Below are 19,336 nucleotides of genomic sequence, written 5' to 3'. Positions count from 1 at the left end.
CTCTGTTGGTACTGTTGAGGTTCAACGGCAGAAAAAACCAGCCTGGATATACCTGACGAAGTGCATCTGCCTGCAGGCAGTGCATAGACCAATACGGAAGGTACCAGGCTGGCTCGATTCCAATAAAACAGGCAGAGAGTAAAGATCACAAGCTACTTATACAACCTTTTGCCTGTTGGTAAATAGTTCTCCCTCTAACATATGAGACCGTCAAAATGTACATTTTATTTCGAACTCACATCACTTATTGAAGGTGGCTTTAAAGTACGTATAGTACAATTCGGTTTCTCCTTCAAAGCCTGAGCGGGAACCAAATAGCAGCCATGCACGGCCGTTTTCGTCGGAGGTTACCGTTGTATGTTGATCGGATTGTAATGTTTTTATTTCATATTGCTCGCCTTCTTCACATTCGCGGCTGTTAGCAATGTGTCCCATAATGACATTTTGGTACCACTGCTGAGGATCATTCTGCTGTTCAATATTTAGCAAATAATAATCCTTTTCTTCATTTAAGATGGGTTGGGGTTGGGTGGTGCTGGCATCGGCGATGATTTTTACCGCCTCTCCGGGTGCTCCGCCAATACCGACGCATCCGGAGGGTGCAGAGGTGGCGAAACTAACTTCAAATGCTACCTTATAGGTGGTATTAGCTTCCAGACCATCCACCTGTTTGCGGAACAGCATTTTGACATCGTCGCTGTTGTTTACTGCGCTGATATAGTGGCCGCTATCCTGACTATCAAGTGGTTCTGGCAGATTTCGGTATTCGGAACTTAACTCCATTTTTTCTTCCCAGCCCACATTGTAATTGGTAAAAAAAGCTTCCCATTCGGCTGGTTGTTGCCTGAAATCATATTCGAAAATCATCTTTGCGGTATCATCGCTATTTGATATACCGCATCCCAAGAGAATACTAACAATGAGTGCTAATGTTATAATGAATTTGGACGAAATATTTTTATAAACACTTATCATAAATATCTCTCTTTAGTTATGATTTGTGGTTAGTTAAAATTTATTTACCAAATATTGCATTGTATGATATATATTATAATTGAAATAATTTAATATATTATTTATATAAATAGCGTTAATTGTAACTCAATGATTAAGCTATGAAAGAACTGTCAGTAAATAAAATGGAGAAAATAGAAGGTGGAGATGTTGATCCTGTGTGCGATGTTGCACGAAATGCACATACTCTAGCTAGTATAGGATTAGCCGCATTTATGTTGGGCGGACCACTAGCCGGTGGTATTATGGCAGGTGGTGCGGCTGGTTATTATGCAGTGTGTGAATTAATGGATTAAACCACGTAAAGTACTTGCTAATATATTTCAAGAAATGAATAGAGAAAGGGTAAAATCACCCTTTCTCTTTTTTTATATATCAATCAGCTTTGCTTAATCCATTTCCCTAATTCTTTAAAAGAAGGCTTTTTGCCGTACATCAAAATACCTACGCGATAAATTTTGGCAGCCAACCACATGATGCCAAAGAAAGTGAGTACCATTAAAACCAGGGATAATATTATCTGAAGTAAAGGAACTTCAGTAGTGGCAATCCGTGTAACCATATTGATTGGTGCGGTAAGAGGAAAGAGGGATGTGAAGATGGATAATGCTGAATCGGGGGATTCCATTACTCTAACATTGAAGAAATAGCCAAGCATGATAGGAACCGCTACTGGAAACATGAATTGTTGGGAATCCTGCTCGTTTTCAACAGCAGCTCCTATGGCTGCAAAAATGGCACTGTAGATTAAAAATCCTACGATGAAAAACAGTAAGAAATAAAGGAATATAGAAGGGTCTATAGCCAATTGTTCCAGCGAAGATGGATCAAAGGAGGAGGCGGTTGCTTCTGCCGCTTCTTCAGGCATGCTTTCCATTTGCGCCTGCATAATCATAGCGGCAACGGGTGCCGCTGCCAGTGAGAGGCCAATGTAGAATGCAATCCAAATACCAAATTGGGTTACGGCCATGCCTAACACTCCAAAAAGCTTACCATACATCAACTCAATAGGCTTCACTGAGGAAGCAATGACTTCCACAATGCGGTTGGTTTTTTCTTCAATCACGCCCCGCATAAGAACCGATCCATAAATGAAAATTCCCATAAAGATCATAAAGCCCAAGGCAAAACCTACCATAGAGGCTGCTACCGTGTTATCCTCTGACTCTCCTTCTTCGGTGAGTTTTATGGCCTCGAGGCCGGTCCGGGTTTCAAAGATATTACGTACGTCTTCAGATACATTTTCCCGAGACAATCGTTCCTCCCGGATAACATCTCGGAGATCAGAACGCACGGAAGATATGAAGCCAATGCCGCCGCTCCCTCCATATATCATGACGGGAGTTTTACCATATGTCAAAACGGAATCATCGAGGACAATAAAGCCATCAATATCTTCCGAAAGCACTTGTGAACGAAGGCTGTCTTCAGAAAGATTGCTTACATCCAAATAGCGAGTTTCATTGATTTCGGTTAACCGATCGTACAACACTCCTGTGTTATCTGATATCCCGATTTGTTTCTCGACCTCGGCATCAGTGATGTTGACAAAAACAAGGATACCAACTAAAGCAACTAAGGCCAGAGGCGTTAGTGCCGTAGCAATGATAAAGCCTTTACTTTTTACCCTTGTGAGATATTCTCGCTTCAGTACCAGCCAAATTTTGTGAAAACTCATGATTATTGGATCTCCGCTTTTTTGAGGTTGTCTTCGCCTACGGTTGAGATGAAAATTTCGTTGAGGGTGGGTTGAATGCGTTCGAACTTGTGAATCTCCGCATGTTCCATGGCCAGCTTTAGGATGTCCTGCATATTCTGTCCGTTCAGTACCCGAATTTCTGCAAAATTGGTAGAGCGATTGTTGATGCGCACATCTTCCAGCTGATCCAGAAAGGCTCCGTCACCTTCAAATTCCAGGTTGATGGTGTTTTTGCCAAAGGAGGCTTTGATTTCGCGCAATTTGCCGGTCAGTACGGCTTCCCCTTGGTTAAACAGGCAAATGTCATCACACATCTGTTCCACTTGTTCCATACGGTGGGTGGAGAATAGAATAGTTTTACCATTTTCCCGCAGCTCAATAATAATTTCTTTCAGGGTTTCGCTGTTGATGGGATCCAGACCACTGAAAGGTTCGTCAAAAATATAAATGTCCGGATCGTGCGCAATAGTGGCAATGAATTGAATTTTCTGCGACATTCCTTTGGAGAGCTCACTCACTTCCTTCTTCTTCCAGTCGGAGGCGTCAAAGCGGTCCAGCCAGTAGTTGATGGCCTTTTTTGCCTCGGAGGCGCTCATTCCTTTGAGTTGGGTGAGATAGAGCAGCTGGTCCATCACCTTCATCTTCTTATACAGGCCGCGCTCTTCCGGCATGTAGCCAATCATCCGCTGGGTTTCCGGGCTGGCTTGTTGTCCGTTTATGGTGATTTCACCGGAGTCTGGATTCAGGATGTGATTAATCATACGGATGGTGGTAGTTTTGCCAGCCCCATTGGGACCAAGCAATCCAAAAATCCGGCCTTTATGTACCTCGAAGCTAACGTCATTAACCGCCTTGGTTTTTCCAAAGGCCTTAATCACGTTCTTAACATCAATTACTGCCATAGTTTTTTTGATTTGAGTGATATGGTGATTTGGTGATATAGTGAAGGAGGCGATGGGGACGTTATCTCTAAGGATAAGTTGTGTCCATTGAAATGATACAGTAACCTTTTAATTTACACAAAATCACTATATCACTATATCACCAAATCCCCCACTTTTCTTTTGGAAGATGCCTAAAGATTTCTTATTTCTCACATTAATATTTATTGATAACGAATAAGGACACTTAAGGTTACAAAAACATTATGCACATTATTCATCTGAGCGCGGAATGTTATCCGGCCGCCAAAGCAGGCGGGCTGGCAGATGTAGTTGGCTCACTTCCCAAATATCTGAATCAGTTGGGGGAAGAGTGTGAAGTAGTGATTCCTAAATACGACAATCACTGGATGGGAAAACAGGAATTTGAAAAGGTTTTTGAGGGCGCTTTTTCTATGGCCGCCGAACCGGTTCATTTTTCCGTGCAGCGCATGAAAGATGACAAACTGGGATTTCCATTTTATGTGATTGATATCCCCGGGCGTTTTGATCGTCCCGGCATCTATATTGATCCCTGGTCAGGCCACGGGTATTGGGATGAATTGGAACGCTTTGTAAGTTTTCAGACGGCTGCAATGGAGTGGATGAAGGCCGAGAATATTAGGCCGGATATCGTGCATTGCCATGATCATCACACCGCACTGGTACCGTTTATGATGGCCCATTGCAATCGTTATCGGGATATGGCGGATACGCCCTCTGTCATCACGGTTCATAATGCCGAATACCATGGGGAGCATGACATTGATAAATTTAAGTTATTGCCGGCTTTCAATTTAGATAATATCGGCTTGTTAGACTGGAACGGAAGATTAAATTCCCTGGCGGCAGGGCTTAAAAACGCCTGGAAGATTACCACGGTGTCTAATACTTATATGGATGAGCTTGCTCATAACAGCAGCGGCTTAGAGATGTTATTTGATCACGAGAAAGATAAATCCACCGGTATTGTAAACGGCATTGACACGGAAGTCTGGGACCCTGCCACAGATGAGCTGATTGAATATAATTTCAGCTTCCGGAATCGAAAGAAAGGTAAGCTGGAGAATAAAGCCCATTTATGTAAAGAATTTGGATTAAACCCTGACCGGCCAACTATTTCTTTTATCGGAAGATTGGTACGGGAAAAAGGCGCCGATTTACTCCCGGACCTTTTTAAGCGGGTGATGTATTCCGACAAGGAAGTTAATTTTGTATTATTGGGCACGGGCGATCCTCAGTTGCACCAGGTATTTGCTAGCATGCAAGATGATCATGTAGGATTTTTTGATGCCACGCTGGAATACAACGAGAAACTGGCCCATCAAATTTACGCCGGATCAGATTTTATTTTAATGCCTTCACGCGTAGAACCATGCGGGTTAAATCAAATGTTTGCTATGCGTTATGGAACGGTTCCTATCGTACGAGCTGTTGGAGGGTTGAAAGATACCGTAAGGGATATTTCTGAAGATGAAGGATATGGAGTTACTTTCAGCGATTTTAATCTTGATGCGGCATCAGAGGCCTTAAGCAGGGCTGTGGAGTTGTATAAAGACGAAGCCCGGTACTCGGAAGTACTAAAACGAATTATGAAGCTTGATTTCTCATGGAAGAGTTCTGCCAGGGAATATCTGAAAATGTACAACGGACTAAGAAGTACAGCCTGAGTTTAACTCCAGCCAAACCGGAGTGTTAAACCTTCTTAAATCAATACAATTTCACACAATATACATAGCTGTTTATTCTATTAAATATAGTGTATAGCTATAAAGAGACTTATTAAAGGGAAATATAAAATACATTCAATATGAAAAGTTCATCCGTAATTGCAGTAATTCTTGGGGGAGGACGCGGTACACGTCTTTATCCATTAACCGATCACCGTTCAAAGCCAGCAGTTCCGGTAGGGGGTAAATATCGCCTTGTAGACATTCCCATATCTAACTGCTTGAATTCCAATATCCGCCGTATTTATGTGCTAACCCAGTTTAATTCAGCCTCACTGAACCGGCATATAAAAAACACCTATAATTTTGATGTATTCAGCAGCGGTTTCGTGGATATTTTGGCAGCTGAGCAGACCCCAAATAATACGGGTTGGTTTCAGGGTACGGCCGATGCGGTACGGCAATCGCTGCACCATATGGAGAATCATGAACACGATCATGTGCTCATCTTGTCGGGCGATCAGCTTTACCAGATGGATTACCGGAAAATGCTGGAGCGTCATAAGGAAAACGATGCGGACCTGACAGTGGCAACTATCCCGGTAAATGCCCAGGATGCTACCGGCTTTGGCATCATGAAAACCAATAGTGACGGTTATATAGAAAACTTTGTAGAGAAACCCTCTCTGGATGAATTGGAAAAGTGGAAATCTGAAGTTCCCGAGCCCTATAAAGAACAAGGTAAAGACTATCTTGCCTCAATGGGGATTTACATTTTTAACCGCGAAGTGCTGAAAAAACTTTTTGCCGATAATCCCGATGCTACTGACTTTGGAAAAGAGCTCATTCCAAAATGTGTAGAAGGCGGACAGCGTGTTTGTAGTTATGAATTTGGAGATTACTGGACGGATATCGGAACGATTGAGTCTTTCTTTCAAGCCAATCTGGCTTTGGCAGATACGATTCCGGATTTCAATCTTTATGACAACGAAAATTTTATATACACTCGCGCTCGCCTGCTTCCTCCCTCAAAAATGACGGGAACCACGATGGAGCATGCTCTTATTGCAGAGGGATGTATTATTGAGGCCAGCAGGATTGAGCGTTCGGTAGTGGGTATACGTTCACGCATTGGTAAAGGAAGCACCATCGAAAACTCAATCATCATGGGGAATGATATTTTCCAGGACCGGGCTGATATTGAGAAAGCTAAACCAGAAAACCCGGCCATGGGTATTGGACATCGTTGTTATATAAGCAACTGTATCATCGACCGTAATGTATGCATTGGTAACGACGTACGGATTGTAGGAGGCAAACACCTGGAAGACGGAGATTTTAAATACCATTACGTACGCGACGGTATTATTATCGTCAAAAAAGGTACGGTAATCCCTGACGGTACTATTTTATAAGAATAAACACACTTAGCCATTTAGTTATAAGGGCAGCACAGGCAGGTTTGGTACATCTGCTTGAAATGGGCTAATCAATAGAAAAAATTAAAAAAAACAGCACAACAATAATTCGGAATACAACTAACAAATTCTGTGTATAAAACACAGTAAAAGGTACTCAATCGGTTTACTTTTCTACTAATCATATTGTAGGCCAATCATATACTGCGCCGTTAGGGTTTTTATGGCGTAAAATTCGGGACCTATCATTTAATTTTTCTGGATGATTGCCGATAACAAAAAAGAAATATTAAGTTTTTTTAATTATAAAATTTTTTTTTCTACCTTCAATCGGAGAAGAAATTAATATCCAAGGTGGGCAGTTGGTATTTGGGTAAACAGACAAGATTTTGTTAGGATAACGGAGTTCTATGGAAGAGGAAAAGCGACACATTCTTATTGTAGATGATAACGCATCTATTCATAAAGACATACAGTCTATTTTAGCGGGTATTTCATCAAAAGATGATGATGAGCTTCGTGCAATGGAAGAAGAATTATTTTCAGACTCTACTGATACCAGTGATAATACACTGGAAGTATCTCAGATACACTATGACATCAATCACGCCTATCAGGGGGAAGAAGCTATTAAAATGGCGGATGATGCCGCTAACAGTGGCAATCCCTTTTCACTGATTTTTATGGATGTGCGCATGCCGCCGGGGATGGATGGCATACAGACCATCAAAAAAATATGGGAAAAACATGATAATACTGAAATAGTTATTTGTACGGCCTATTCTGACTATTCCTGGGAGCAGATTTTATCCGAGTTGGGAACTTCGGACAAATTGCTGTTCATGAAAAAGCCTTTTGATGCTACTGCTTTAAAACAAACGGCATTGACCCTTACCCGTAAATGGCAGCTCCGGCAGGAAACGTTACAATACACTGAGAAGCTTGAAGAGCAGGTTAAGGAACGTACCAGTGAACTTACTCGGATGGTATCTGAATATCGCATCATGAAGGAAAAAGCGGAGCAGGCTTCAGAAGCGAAAAGTGAATTTTTAGCCAACGTCAGTCATGAAATACGTACCCCGATGAATGGCATCATTGGGATGAATGATTTACTGATGGAAACCCCGCTGGATGAAGAACAAAAAGAATATGCCGAACTGGTAAAATACAGCGCGGAAGCCCTGATGAATATCATCAACGATATTTTAGACCTGGCGAAAGTAGAAGCAGGCAAGATGGAAGTAGAGGAAATTCCGTTTGACCTGAAAGAAAGTATTGAGGAATTGCGCAAGTTAATCGCTTTTTCTGCAGAGCATAAAGAGAGGGTAGCGGTTAAATCCAGTATAGATCCGGGGATACCGGAAGAAGTGCTCGGGGATCCAATGCGCATTCGCCAGATTCTGCTCAATTTTGGCAACAATGCCGTTAAATTTACTGAAGAGGGTGAAATTGAGCTTAAAGCTGAGATTCTCTCAGAGGATGAAGAAGCAATAAACTTCCGTTTTGCGGTTAAAGATACTGGTATTGGTATCCCGGAAAAGAAAAGACAACAGATATTTGATCCCTTCTCACAAGCAGACGCCTCAACTACCCGGAAGTATGGTGGAACCGGTTTGGGCTTGTCCATTTGTAAGCAGCTTTCAGAATTAATGAAAGGAAAAGTAGGCGTAGAAAGTAATGAAGGAGAGGGATCTGAATTTTGGTTTGAAGTGCAGCTGTCTAAAGTGAGAATGCAGGAAAAACCTGAGGACAGGGACGATTTAGGAGATGAAATACTGGAAGGCCAGATGACTGACGGTGACAGTGAGCTCCATATTTTATTGGCAGAAGATAACCAGTCTAATCAATTGCTTGCGCAGCGAATGCTTGCGGAAGATGGTGTGCATATCACCCTTGCTAAAAACGGTAAAGAAGCGGTTGAAAAATATAAGAAAGAGCATTTCGATATCGTCATCATGGACGTATATATGCCTGGTATAGACGGAGTTGAAGCAACACAGTTAATCCGGAAATTTGGAGAAGAAAGGGACACTTATACTCCCATAATTGCTATCTCGGCCAGCGTAATGCCTAAAGATAAGAAGCGCATTTTTGATGCCGGTGTAGATGATTTTCTTGGAAAACCTATCGCAAAAAAATACTTGATTGATAAAATAAGAAAGTGGACCACGGAGAATTCTCCTGAAGAGTCATAATTCAATGCTGAAACCATGGGCTCCAAGTTCAATTTTATCATTTTGTTTGCCTTGCTGGGGTTGCCCCTCAATGCACAAAACCTGTTGCTTCCGGAATTCAGGTATTTGACCCCCGACGATGGTCTCTCACAAAGCACTGTTGAAACGATATACCAGGATCACGAGGGGTTCATGTGGTTTGGGACGCTGGAAGGCCTAAATAAATATGAAGGTCAAAACAAGAACATTGTAGTTTACAAGCACGATCAGGATGATCCCAAAACGTTGAGCAGCAATGAGATTGAGTTTGTATATGAAGACAGCAAGAACAATCTCTGGATTGGAACAGACTGGGGTGGGTTGAACCTGTATGACCGTGACAAGGATCATTTTAGACGCATTACAGCGGCAGAAGACCGGCATGTTGGTCGTTTAAGTGATAATACCGTGCATAACATGCTGGAAGATAGTAAAGGTAATATCTGGGTGGGTACTTATAAGGGACTTAACCTGATGAACCGCAAAGACTATTCTTTTTTAAACTATTTTTCAGAGCCCGGAGACAGCAGCAGTCTTAGTGGAAATTATATCACTGATATTTTTGAGGATAGTAATAACCAGATCTGGGTAGGTACAAATGATGGGTTAAATAGAATGCACAAAGATTCGGTTAGCTTTGACCGATTTTATCTGCCTGAGGAGAATCACAGACAATCCGGGACCTATGTTAATGTAGTGTACGAAGACTCCCGGCATAATCTGTGGATTGGTACCGAAAGCGGTTTATATGTTTTTGATCGTGAGGTTGAAGAATTTCGAGTGCCGGACCTGGAACCCATTATTCCGGAATCCGCTGCAATTATGACCATTCTTGAAGACAGTGATGGTGTTTGCTGGATTGGTACGGAAAATGACGGGTTGTTTGCCATTCCGCCCGGTAGCCGAAGCCCTTTTCACTACAAGTACTCAGAAGCCAAGCTAAATGGAATCAATAGCAATTCCATATATAGTCTATATGAAAGCAGGGATAAAATTTTATGGATCGGGACTTTTGATGGCGGATTAAATATTCTAAACCGCAAACAAAATAAATTTAAGCACTATAAGAACAGACCCGGTACGAAAGGCACCCTCAATGAAAACTCCATCATTTCTTTTCTAAAACCAGATGGAGAGTCATTATGGATAGGGACGGACGGAGGCGGGATTAACCTCTTCAAGCCGAAGACAGAGAAATTTTCCTATATCAGAAAGGAGGAAAGTAATCCAAACAGTCTTTCAAGTGATGTTATTTTTGATATGATTGAAGATCGGCGGGGCATTATATGGATAGCAACTTATAACGGTGGTTTGGTTCGGTACGACAGGGAAAGCTCAGATTTTAAAACCTATTTACACGACCCTGAGGACCCACAGAGTCTAAGTCATAATCAAGTTTTTGCTGTGATGGAAGACAGTGATGGATATATCTGGGCAGGCACAAATGGAAACGGGCTCAGCAAGTTGGTAGACGAAGATCGCGGTGTTTTTGAAAGTTGGAATCCACAGTCAGACAGCCTCTATTTTCCGCTTTATTACATTCGAGACATTTTTGAGGATCAGCAGGGTTTCATCTGGGTAACCACCTATGGAGGGGGCGTAGTAAACTTTCAACCCAAAAGTGGACTACTTAAAAGATACAACATGCAAGAGGGCTCCATGAGCAGCAGTGTGGTGCTGGATATTTATGAGTCTTCCAATGGGACAATTTGGGCAGGTACTAAGGGGGGAGGCCTGGACAGATACAATCCGGAAAAAGACCTTTTCGAATCTTACACCACCGCAGACGGATTGCCAAATGATATCATCAATTCAATTATTGAAGATGAAAATGGTAATCTTTGGTTAAGTACCAATAATGGTCTGTCAAGATTTAACCCTGTTACCGGTACGTTTAAAAATTACAATGTTAGTGATGGATTGCAGAGCCGTGAATTTAAACCAAGGGCGGCCTACAAAATGGAAGACGGTACCATTTATTTTGGTGGAATCAATGGCTTTAACAGTTTTCATCCTGACAGTATTAGTGAAAACAGTAAAGTATCAAATATTGCTCTGACTGATTTTCTGCTGAATAATAAATCTGTCAAGATTGGTGGCAACTCTCCTTTAAAAAAGCATATTAATCAGGTTAAGGAAATTGTATTGCCGCATTCGGCCAGCATTATTTCTTTTAAATATTCGGCACTCAATTTTAACCCGGATCTTGGGTATACGTATGCCTACAAGCTCGAAGGTTTTGATCAGGAATGGAACGAAGTAGGCAATCAGAACACCGCTATTTATACCAACCTTGATCCCGGTGAATATATCTTCATGGTTAAAACTGCCAATAGCGATAATATCTGGGGAGAAGAAATCAAACAAGTTCAGCTTGTGATAACGCCGCCTTTTTGGCGCACGTACTGGTTCTACGGTATAGTGGGAATACTATCGGTTGGGTTAATTTTTGGAGGCGTAAGATATCGTACCCGTCGGATGGCCTCAATCAACAAAATGCTGGAGCAGCAAGTAGCAAAACGGACATCTGAGTTGGAAGAAAGTAACAAGGATTTGAAGAAAGCCATGGAGGCCTTGCAAGAAACGAAAGAGGAGTTGGTGTTAAATGCCCACAAAGCCGGCATGGCCGATATCGCCACAGGAGTGCTCCATAACATCGGGAATGTGCTAAACAGTGTTACCACCTCCACCACTCTTACCTCCGATCTGTTGAGAAGTTCAAAATTGAAGAAATTATTTCGGGCCAACGCGCTTTTGGAGCAACACAGTGACAATCTGGAAGAGTTTTTACTGCACAATCCTAAAGGGCAAAAGCTGATGGAGTACTATCTGAAGCTGGATAGTAATTTAAAAGAAGAATATCAGCTACTTACAGAGCATAATAAAAGGCTTGAAAAGAAAGTAATTTTGATAAACGATATTATTGGGGCCCAACAATCCTACGCCAGAGCCGGGGCTAACGAAGAACTGGCTGATTTAAGCGTGGTAATTGATGACGCTATGACTATTTACTCCACTTCTATGGATCGCCATGGCATCAACATTGAAAAAAATATTGAACCGGTAGAAAGGGCGGTAATTCAAAAAACGAAATTAGTTCACGTCATCGTAAATCTGCTTAAAAATGCTAAAGATGCATTACTCGAATCTAATTTTGCCCAGAAAAAAATCAGTATTCGGTTATATCAAAAAGCAGACAAAATATTTATTGAAATTGCAGATAACGGGCCAGGAATAAAGAACGAAGATCTAAAAAAAATCTTCACCCATGGATTTACTACCAAGAAAAAAGGACATGGTTTTGGCTTACACAGCAGTGCGAACTATATGACAGAAATGGGTGGAAAATTAACCGTCAGTAATAATGATAAAAGAGGGGCTGTCTTTACACTTATATTCCCGTCGGCCTCCTCTCGTAAGAGCAAAACAATAGGCAATACCAAAGAAGAGGCTTGAGGCTTACTAACCTACATATCATCCGTGTACTGTGCCTTATAGGGCTGCATTTCGTAATAGCATTGCCAGGCTACGCGCAATGGCCAGGGGATTTGGACTTTAGCCATCTTACACAAGAACAAGGCCTTTCCCAAAGTACAGGACAGGTAATTTACCAAGATTCTCAAGGCTACATGTGGTTTGGTACCGGAAACGGGCTCAACAAATACAATGGGTATGATATTACGGTTTATCGGCATGATCCGGATAACCCAAAAAGTATCAGCGGGAATAATATCAGTGCAATCTATGAAGATAAGCGAGGCAACCTTTGGATTGGGACTACCGGGGCCGGCCTAAATATGTACAACCGAGATGAAGATAGCTTCCGAAGATTTAAAATTGATTATACCGATCCGGATGCGGGAATAAGTGATAATTCTATCACCAGTATACTGGAAACCCGAGAGGGTAGCTTATGGATAGGAACCTACAACGGTTTAAATATTTATGACCGCGATAAAGACGAGTTCATACAAATAAAGACTTCAGGTGAAGCAGATAGCGGATTAGGCAGCAATTACATTAACTATCTTTATGAAGATAAAGAAGGGGTTTTGTGGATAGGCACGGATAATGGACTTAATTTGTGGGATCCGGTAAACGAGGAGTTTATGCATTTTACCGAAGAAACGGATGACCCGGCCAACAGAATAAATAATGTGCTTGTGTTGTACGATGATTCAAGGAACAACTTTTGGGCTGGTACCAAAAATGGGTTAGTACGATATAACCGGGAGACGGAAAGCCTAACCAGGTATGTATATGACAGTAATGACCCGGGAAGTATAAGCGGAAATGCAGTTTTCAGCATACTGGAAGATAATCAGGGGCTACTTTGGATAGGTACTGAAAATAATGGTTTAAATGTGTTCGATTATAAAACCGAGTCATTCTATCATTACAAACAGAACCTGGACGATCCCAACAGTCTGAACAGCAATGCAATTTATGACATTTTTGAAAACTCTGAGCACATTTTATGGGTGGGAACCTATTCAGGGGGGATAAACTACATAGACCGGAAGAAGCAGAAGTTTGAACTCTATAAATACGATAAAAATCTGTCCCAACCGTTAAGTACCAATTCTGTCACCTCTTTCCTTGAGGACAGAAACGGTAATATGTGGGTAGGTACGGATGGGGGAGGCCTGAACCTTTTCAATCGCCAAGAGAAAACTTTCCAGGCGTTAAGGCATGATCCAAGGGATGAAAATAGTTTGTCTAGTGATGTTGTATTGGCTTTGTTGCAAGGAGTGGAGGATTACATATGGATAGGATACTATCGTGGTGGAATAAGCAGGTATAATGTTAAAACAAAAGAATTTACACACTTCAAACACATCCGTGGAGACAGTACCAGCCTATGCCACAACGATGTATTTGCCCTGTATAAAGATCAAAATGAAGACCTTTGGGTGGGAACCAATGGTGGTGGTATCTGTAAGTTCGATCCAAAAACTGAAGAATTTTCAAAGTATCAGCTTCTTGAAGGGGTAGTCCGTGATATCCTGATTGACACCAAAAACAATTTTTGGGTGGCAACTTATGGCGGCGGACTTAAGTTAGTTGATCTTGTAAATGAGGGCGTCTGGAATTTTTATGAGGGAGATCATGGCCTTCGAAGTAATATCATGCTGACACTGCATGAAGACCAACGTGAAAATTTTTGGATTGGGACTATGGAAGACGGTCTTAATTTGTTCGACCGTGATAGTCTCAGGTTCACTTCATTCAATTCCGATGACGGGCTTTCAAGTGATGCAGTGAAAGGTATTCTGGAAGATGACGGGGGCAGACTGTGGCTGAGCACCAACAATGGGATTTCAAGTTTTGATCCGGAAACAAAGTCTTTCCAAAATTTTTACCTGGAGGATGGTTTACAAGGCAATGAATTTAATGCATTGGCTTATTACAAAGATCAACAGGGGTATATGTACTTTGGCGGAATAAATGGCTTTAATAGGTTTCATCCGGATAGCATTCGTACTGATTCTTCCTCCTATCCAGTCATGTTTACCGATTTCAAGATATTCAATAATACTGTTACCCCAGGCCCGGATAGTCCTCTAAAGAAACACATAAGCCAAACCAGTGAAATTACTGTACCCTATTCAGCCAGTGTGCTAACATTTGAGTATGCTGCGCTAAATTACAATGAGATAAAAGGGGTGCGCTACTCTTACCTGTTGGAAGGATTTGAGGAAGAATGGAATGAGGTAGGAAACAAACGAAGTACTACCTACACAAACCTGAGTGCGGGAGATTATGTGTTGAGGGTCCGTTCTTCAAGTTTGGATGGTGACTGGAGTGAAGAAACAAGTCTGGCTCTAACCGTAACGCCTCCATTTTGGCAAACCTATTGGTTTTACCTGGTAGTTTTGCTGTTTGCCGGCGGCAGCATTTTTGGAATATACCGGGTACGTGTGCGCCAGATCACAAAGCAAAACAGACTGCTGATTCAAAAGGTAGACGAGCGTACATCCGAACTGAATCAGAGAAATAAAGACCTGGAGAAAGCGCTGGATGACCTGAGGGAAACACGAAGTGAGTTAATTGAGAAAGCTCATAAAGCAGGTATGGCAGACATTGCAACCGGCGTGGTACATAACATTGGCAACGTATTAAACAGCATTGGAACTTCGAATAGTATCAGTGCGGATATTTTAAGCAAGCCAAAATTTGAAGGCCTGTTTAAAGCCAATAAGTTATTACTGGAACATGCTGATCACCTGGAAGAGTTTCTAAATCATGACCCCAGAGGAAAAAAACTAATTGCCTATTATCAAAAATTGGATGCATCGATTCGCCACGAGGTTGAAACCCTGAAAGAGAACAGTGAGCGTATAAGTAAAAAAGTAGATTTGATAACCGGTGTGATTGCAGCTCAGCAAAATTATGCAAGTGTAGGGTTAAATAGTGAACAGACAAAACTGGATCAGGTGTTGGAGGATGCCCTTACCATTTATGGGGCCTCATTATCTCGTCACGGCATCAGGATTACTAAAAAAGTGGAAGAAACACCGGGAGTATTGATCCAGAAAACTAAGTTGGTGCATGTGCTCATAAATATCTTTAAAAATGCCAAAGATGCTATTAATGAGGCGGGTAAGTTGGATAAAGAGATAGTGGCGCGCGTGTATCAAAATGAGCAGAAAGCCATTTTTAGAGATCACCGATAATGGCACAGGTATAAATAAGGAACATGTTGACAAAATTTTTAGCCACGGCTTCACAACCAAAAAAGAGGGCCACGGTTTTGGTCTGCATAGCAGTGCTAACTATGTAACAGAAATGGGGGGTACCATGACGGCCAAAAACAGGCAGGATACATCTGGGCTAAGTATCATTTTAAGTTTTCCAACAGAAATAAATGAGCTGCCGGCAAATCCCGTTAAAGCAGGGAATAAGAACAACGGACAAAGTGCATGAATGGACTGAAGATATATATTGGCTTATTTTCAGTTATTGCTGGCACCTTATTTCCCGCGCAAGCTATAATGGCTCAACATCCTGGCCAAATAAATTTCAGGCATATAAGTACCCGGGAAGGACTTTCTCAAAGCACTGGTAATGAGATCTTACAGGATTCCAAAGGCTATATCTGGATAGGCACACAGGATGGGCTAAATAAATACAATGGGTACGAGATAAAAATTTACAGGCATAAGCAAAACGATAGTACCAGTATTGGATCAAATGATATATCTGCCCTTTTTGAGGATAGCAAGCAGCAGTTGTGGATTGGAACTCAGGGCGGGGGACTAAACAGGTATGATCCTGAAAAGGATTCTTTTGTAACGATTAAAGAATTGCCAGATCATCTTGACAAGTCAAAGGGGTTATCAGATAACACGGTTTTCAGTATTTCGGAAGATGATTACGGAAACCTTTGGTTGGCTACCAATAGCGGTATCAATATAAAAGCAGCAGAGGCTGATACCTTTCAATATGTTTTCTCCGATCCCGGTGATCCTAACACCATATCAGACAATTATATTGAAACGCTCTTTAAAGATAGCCGAGGCATCATGTGGATTGGTACGGAACATGGTTTGAACCGGTATCTCCCAAATAAAGATATTTTTGAACGAATCGAGCAGATACCATTAGATGATAAGATTTATACTATTACAGAAGACCGGCAGGGCGATATCTGGATTGGAACGGACAACAACGGCTTATATAAATACGATTATACGCGCGATACTTTTTCGCAATATTTGCGCAAACGGGATGATTCAGGATCCGTACCGGTAAATTCAGTTTTCTCTATTATTGAGGATAGCAGAGGAGTATTGTGGATTGGAACTGAATCGAACGGACTGATGGTGTTTGACCGACAAAACAACCGGTTTTATCAATATCTCAATAATTACGCAGATCCGACCAGTTTGAGTAATGATGCAGTGTATAGTTTGTATGAAAGTCAGGACCAGATTTTGTGGATTGGTACCTACACCGGCGGCATTAATCTGGTAGACCGAAAAGTTCCACAAGTTCAGCATTTTCAGCATAATCCATCTGATCCAAAATCGCTGAGTAGTAATTTTGTACAGGCTTTTGCAGAAGATCAGGAAGGGAATTTATGGGTAGGAACCGATGGAGCGGGCTTGAATTTATTTGACAGAAATACTCAGAGCTTTGAAATATTTCTGCATGATCCCAATAATCCCAATTCAATAGCTAACAATTCCATCCTTGAAATGGTATCCGACAAGCGAGGGAATGTCTGGATTGGAAGCTATAATGGCGGCGCTACCCGTTATAACGTAGCTTCAAATACTTATACCCATTATAAGTACGATCCAGAGGAAGGAGGAATTAGTCAAAACCATATTTATGCAATGATGGTAGACCGGAAAAACAGGGTATGGGTAGGAACCAATGGAGAAGGCGTAGACACTTTAAGTGCAGGAGGAAATCGGTTTGCTGCCTTTGGCACTGACTCTGTGCGGGTTTCAGGCGGGGCTATTAACATAGGTTATGTACGAAGCCTGTTTGAAGACCTTGAAGGAAATATTTGGATCGGTACCTATGGAAGTGGCATTGTCAAGTTTGATCCTTCAACCGAAAAATTTAATGCATATAATACCTATAACAGCAATATCAGCAATAATGTCATTTTAAGTATTCATCAAGATCATAAAAATCGCCTATGGATAGGGACCAAAGGCGGTGGGCTAAACCACTATATTCCGGAAGCCGATACTTTTAGGGTATATAATGAAAATGTGGGTATGCCAAGTGCAACCATTTATGGCATACTGGAAGATGATAGTGGAAACCTGTGGGTAAGTACTGGTGAAGGCGTTCGTCGTTTTAATCCTGACCGAAAAACCGTGCAGGCTTTTGGAAGCCAGGATGGTTTCCAGGAGGGGGAATTTTTGGTAGGTGCTGCTTTTAAGGATAAGGAAGGCTATTTCTATTTTGGAGGTATCAATGGTTTCAATCGCTTCTACCCTGATAGCATAAAAGTTGATTCCACGGTTCATCCAATAGTTTTTACTGATTTCAAGCTGTTTAACCGTTCAGTTAAAATTGGTGGAGATTCTCCACTTAAAAAGCATATATCCGAAGCAGAATCCATCACACTTTCTTATCAGTCATCTGTGTTTACCTTCGAATATGCCACGCTCAATTTTAATGAGCAGAAAAGTAATCGCTATTCTTATAAAATGGATGGTTTTGACGAAGAGTGGACCGATATAGGAGAACAAAGATCGGCAACCTATACCAACCTTGACCCAGGTGAATATACCTTTAGAGTAAAAGCTTATAACAGCGATAACGTAATTAGCGAACATGAAGCTAGTGTTGACATAATTATCACTCCTCCTTTTTGGGAAACCTTTTGGTTTTACCTGATAGTGGGTGGGGTAATTGCAGCGGCAGGATTTTCAGTGTATCGATACCGGGTTCGGAGTATACGTGAACGGAATATTGAGTTGGAACGGAAAGTGGAAAAACGTACTTCAGAACTGGATAAGCGTAATAATGAGCTGAAGCAAACCCTGGAAGATCTGGAGACAACCCGGCATGAACTCATTGAAAAAGCCCACAAAGCCGGAATGGCGGACATCGCTACCGGAGTGCTCCATAATGTTGGCAACATTCTAAATAGCGTGAATACGTCGGCGGCGCTTATTGAAGACCGGCTGGACAAATCAAAAATAAAGAATCTGGAAAAAGCCAATGACTTGTTAAGGCAACAATTGCATGATATTGAGAGCTTTATAGTGGATAATCCGAAAGGAAAACAGCTGTTGCAGTATTACCTGAAGCTTGAGGAGCCACTGAAAGAAGAACAGAAAAATATTACAGAACTTAGTAAACGCTTGTCTGGTAAGATCGATCTTATTAAAGATGTAATTTCCGCACAGCAGAATTATGCGATGACTTCTGCTAACTCTGAGGAGCACACCCTTTCGGAAATTGTGGATGAAGCATTTATGCTAAACGCCGGTTCTTCCGAACGCCATTCCATACAGGTATTAAAGAATTATCAGTCCTTTGCTCCTATTATTTGCCAAAAAACCAAACTCATCCATGTGCTGGTAAACATTTTTAACAATGCCAAAGAGGCAATGTCTAAGAACCACAGAAACGACAAGGTGCTAAAAATCAATCTTACCGAAGATGATAGCAGGGTCTACTTGTCTATAGAGGACAACGGGCATGGAATTACAGAAAAGAATTTGAATAAAATATTTAACCAGGGCTTTACCACCAAGAAAAGAGGACATGGCTTTGGCTTGCATAGCAGTGCCAACTACATTCAGGAAATGGGAGGCAAAATTAAGGTGGAAAGCGATGGTGAAGGCAAGGGTGCTCGTTTTATCATGTCGTTTAAACGGGCGGATGTAGATTAAAAGAGCGCTAAGTTTATCACTTAAAAAAAGAAACC

General features: G+C 41.6%; 11 protein-coding genes. 8 read left to right on the top strand and 3 right to left on the bottom strand.

Translation table 11 applies throughout. From position 1 onward, the window contains the following. Positions 1–240: 240 nt before the first annotated feature. Positions 241–975 carry a hypothetical protein gene (locus tag FN815_RS18350; protein WP_142456297.1) on the bottom strand — a complete coding sequence of 245 codons (735 nt, stop codon included), beginning with the start codon at positions 973–975 and terminating at the stop codon, positions 241–243. 140 nt (positions 976–1,115) lie between these two features. On the opposite strand from FN815_RS18350, the gene FN815_RS18345 reads away from it, so the two are divergent. Further along, a complete protein-coding gene (locus FN815_RS18345; protein WP_142456296.1) occupies positions 1,116–1,310 on the top strand; it encodes a hypothetical protein in 195 nt (64 codons plus the stop codon). A gap of 83 nt (positions 1,311–1,393) precedes the next feature. Here the strand turns inward: FN815_RS18345 and FN815_RS18340 are convergent, their stop codons facing one another. Then, positions 1,394–2,692, bottom strand: a complete 1,299-nt coding sequence (locus FN815_RS18340; RefSeq protein WP_142456295.1) for an ABC transporter permease — start codon at positions 2,690–2,692, stop codon at positions 1,394–1,396. A 2-nt stretch (positions 2,693–2,694) separates the two neighbouring features. Further along, positions 2,695–3,615 carry an ABC transporter ATP-binding protein gene (locus FN815_RS18335; protein WP_142456294.1) on the bottom strand — a complete coding sequence of 307 codons (921 nt, stop codon included), beginning with the start codon at positions 3,613–3,615 and terminating at the stop codon, positions 2,695–2,697. A gap of 245 nt (positions 3,616–3,860) precedes the next feature. Here FN815_RS18335 and FN815_RS18330 point away from each other — a divergent pair, with 245 nt between their 5' ends. From FN815_RS18330 to FN815_RS18300, 7 genes are all read left to right on the top strand, one after another. Beyond that, positions 3,861–5,303, top strand: coding sequence for a glycogen synthase (locus tag FN815_RS18330; RefSeq protein ID WP_142456293.1), 1,443 nt, complete (start codon positions 3,861–3,863; stop codon positions 5,301–5,303). Between the two features lie 140 nt (positions 5,304–5,443). Further along, positions 5,444–6,718 carry a glucose-1-phosphate adenylyltransferase gene (locus FN815_RS18325; RefSeq protein ID WP_142456292.1) on the top strand — a complete coding sequence of 425 codons (1,275 nt, stop codon included), beginning with the start codon at positions 5,444–5,446 and terminating at the stop codon, positions 6,716–6,718. Positions 6,719–7,131: 413 nt separating this feature from the next. Further along, positions 7,132–8,916: a response regulator gene (locus FN815_RS18320; RefSeq protein WP_142456291.1), complete on the top strand. Its 1,785-nt coding sequence runs from the start codon at positions 7,132–7,134 to the stop codon at positions 8,914–8,916. Between the two features lie 15 nt (positions 8,917–8,931). Then, positions 8,932–12,390 (top strand): ligand-binding sensor domain-containing protein, encoded by a 3,459-nt coding sequence (locus FN815_RS18315; RefSeq protein WP_142456290.1) that lies wholly within the window; start codon positions 8,932–8,934, stop codon positions 12,388–12,390. Next, complete coding sequence (locus FN815_RS18310) at positions 12,387–15,611, top strand: two-component regulator propeller domain-containing protein (protein WP_142456289.1); 3,225 nt, start codon at positions 12,387–12,389, stop codon at positions 15,609–15,611. The genes FN815_RS18315 and FN815_RS18310 overlap by 4 nt, the downstream gene beginning before the upstream one ends. After that, on the top strand, positions 15,577–15,861 hold the full coding sequence (locus tag FN815_RS18305; protein ID WP_142456288.1) for an ATP-binding protein: 285 nt from the start codon (positions 15,577–15,579) through the stop codon (positions 15,859–15,861). The genes FN815_RS18310 and FN815_RS18305 overlap by 35 nt, the downstream gene beginning before the upstream one ends. Next, positions 15,858–19,301 carry a sensor histidine kinase gene (locus tag FN815_RS18300; RefSeq protein ID WP_142456287.1) on the top strand — a complete coding sequence of 1,148 codons (3,444 nt, stop codon included), beginning with the start codon at positions 15,858–15,860 and terminating at the stop codon, positions 19,299–19,301. Before FN815_RS18305 ends, FN815_RS18300 begins: the two co-directional genes overlap by 4 nt. Positions 19,302–19,336 lie beyond the last annotated feature (35 nt).

This window comes from Gracilimonas mengyeensis (assembly GCF_900182705.1).
Lineage (GTDB): Bacteria > Bacteroidota > Rhodothermia > Balneolales > Balneolaceae > Gracilimonas > Gracilimonas mengyeensis.
Note: the sequence above shows the minus strand (reverse complement) of the source record. Positions and strands in the feature narration are given on the sequence as shown.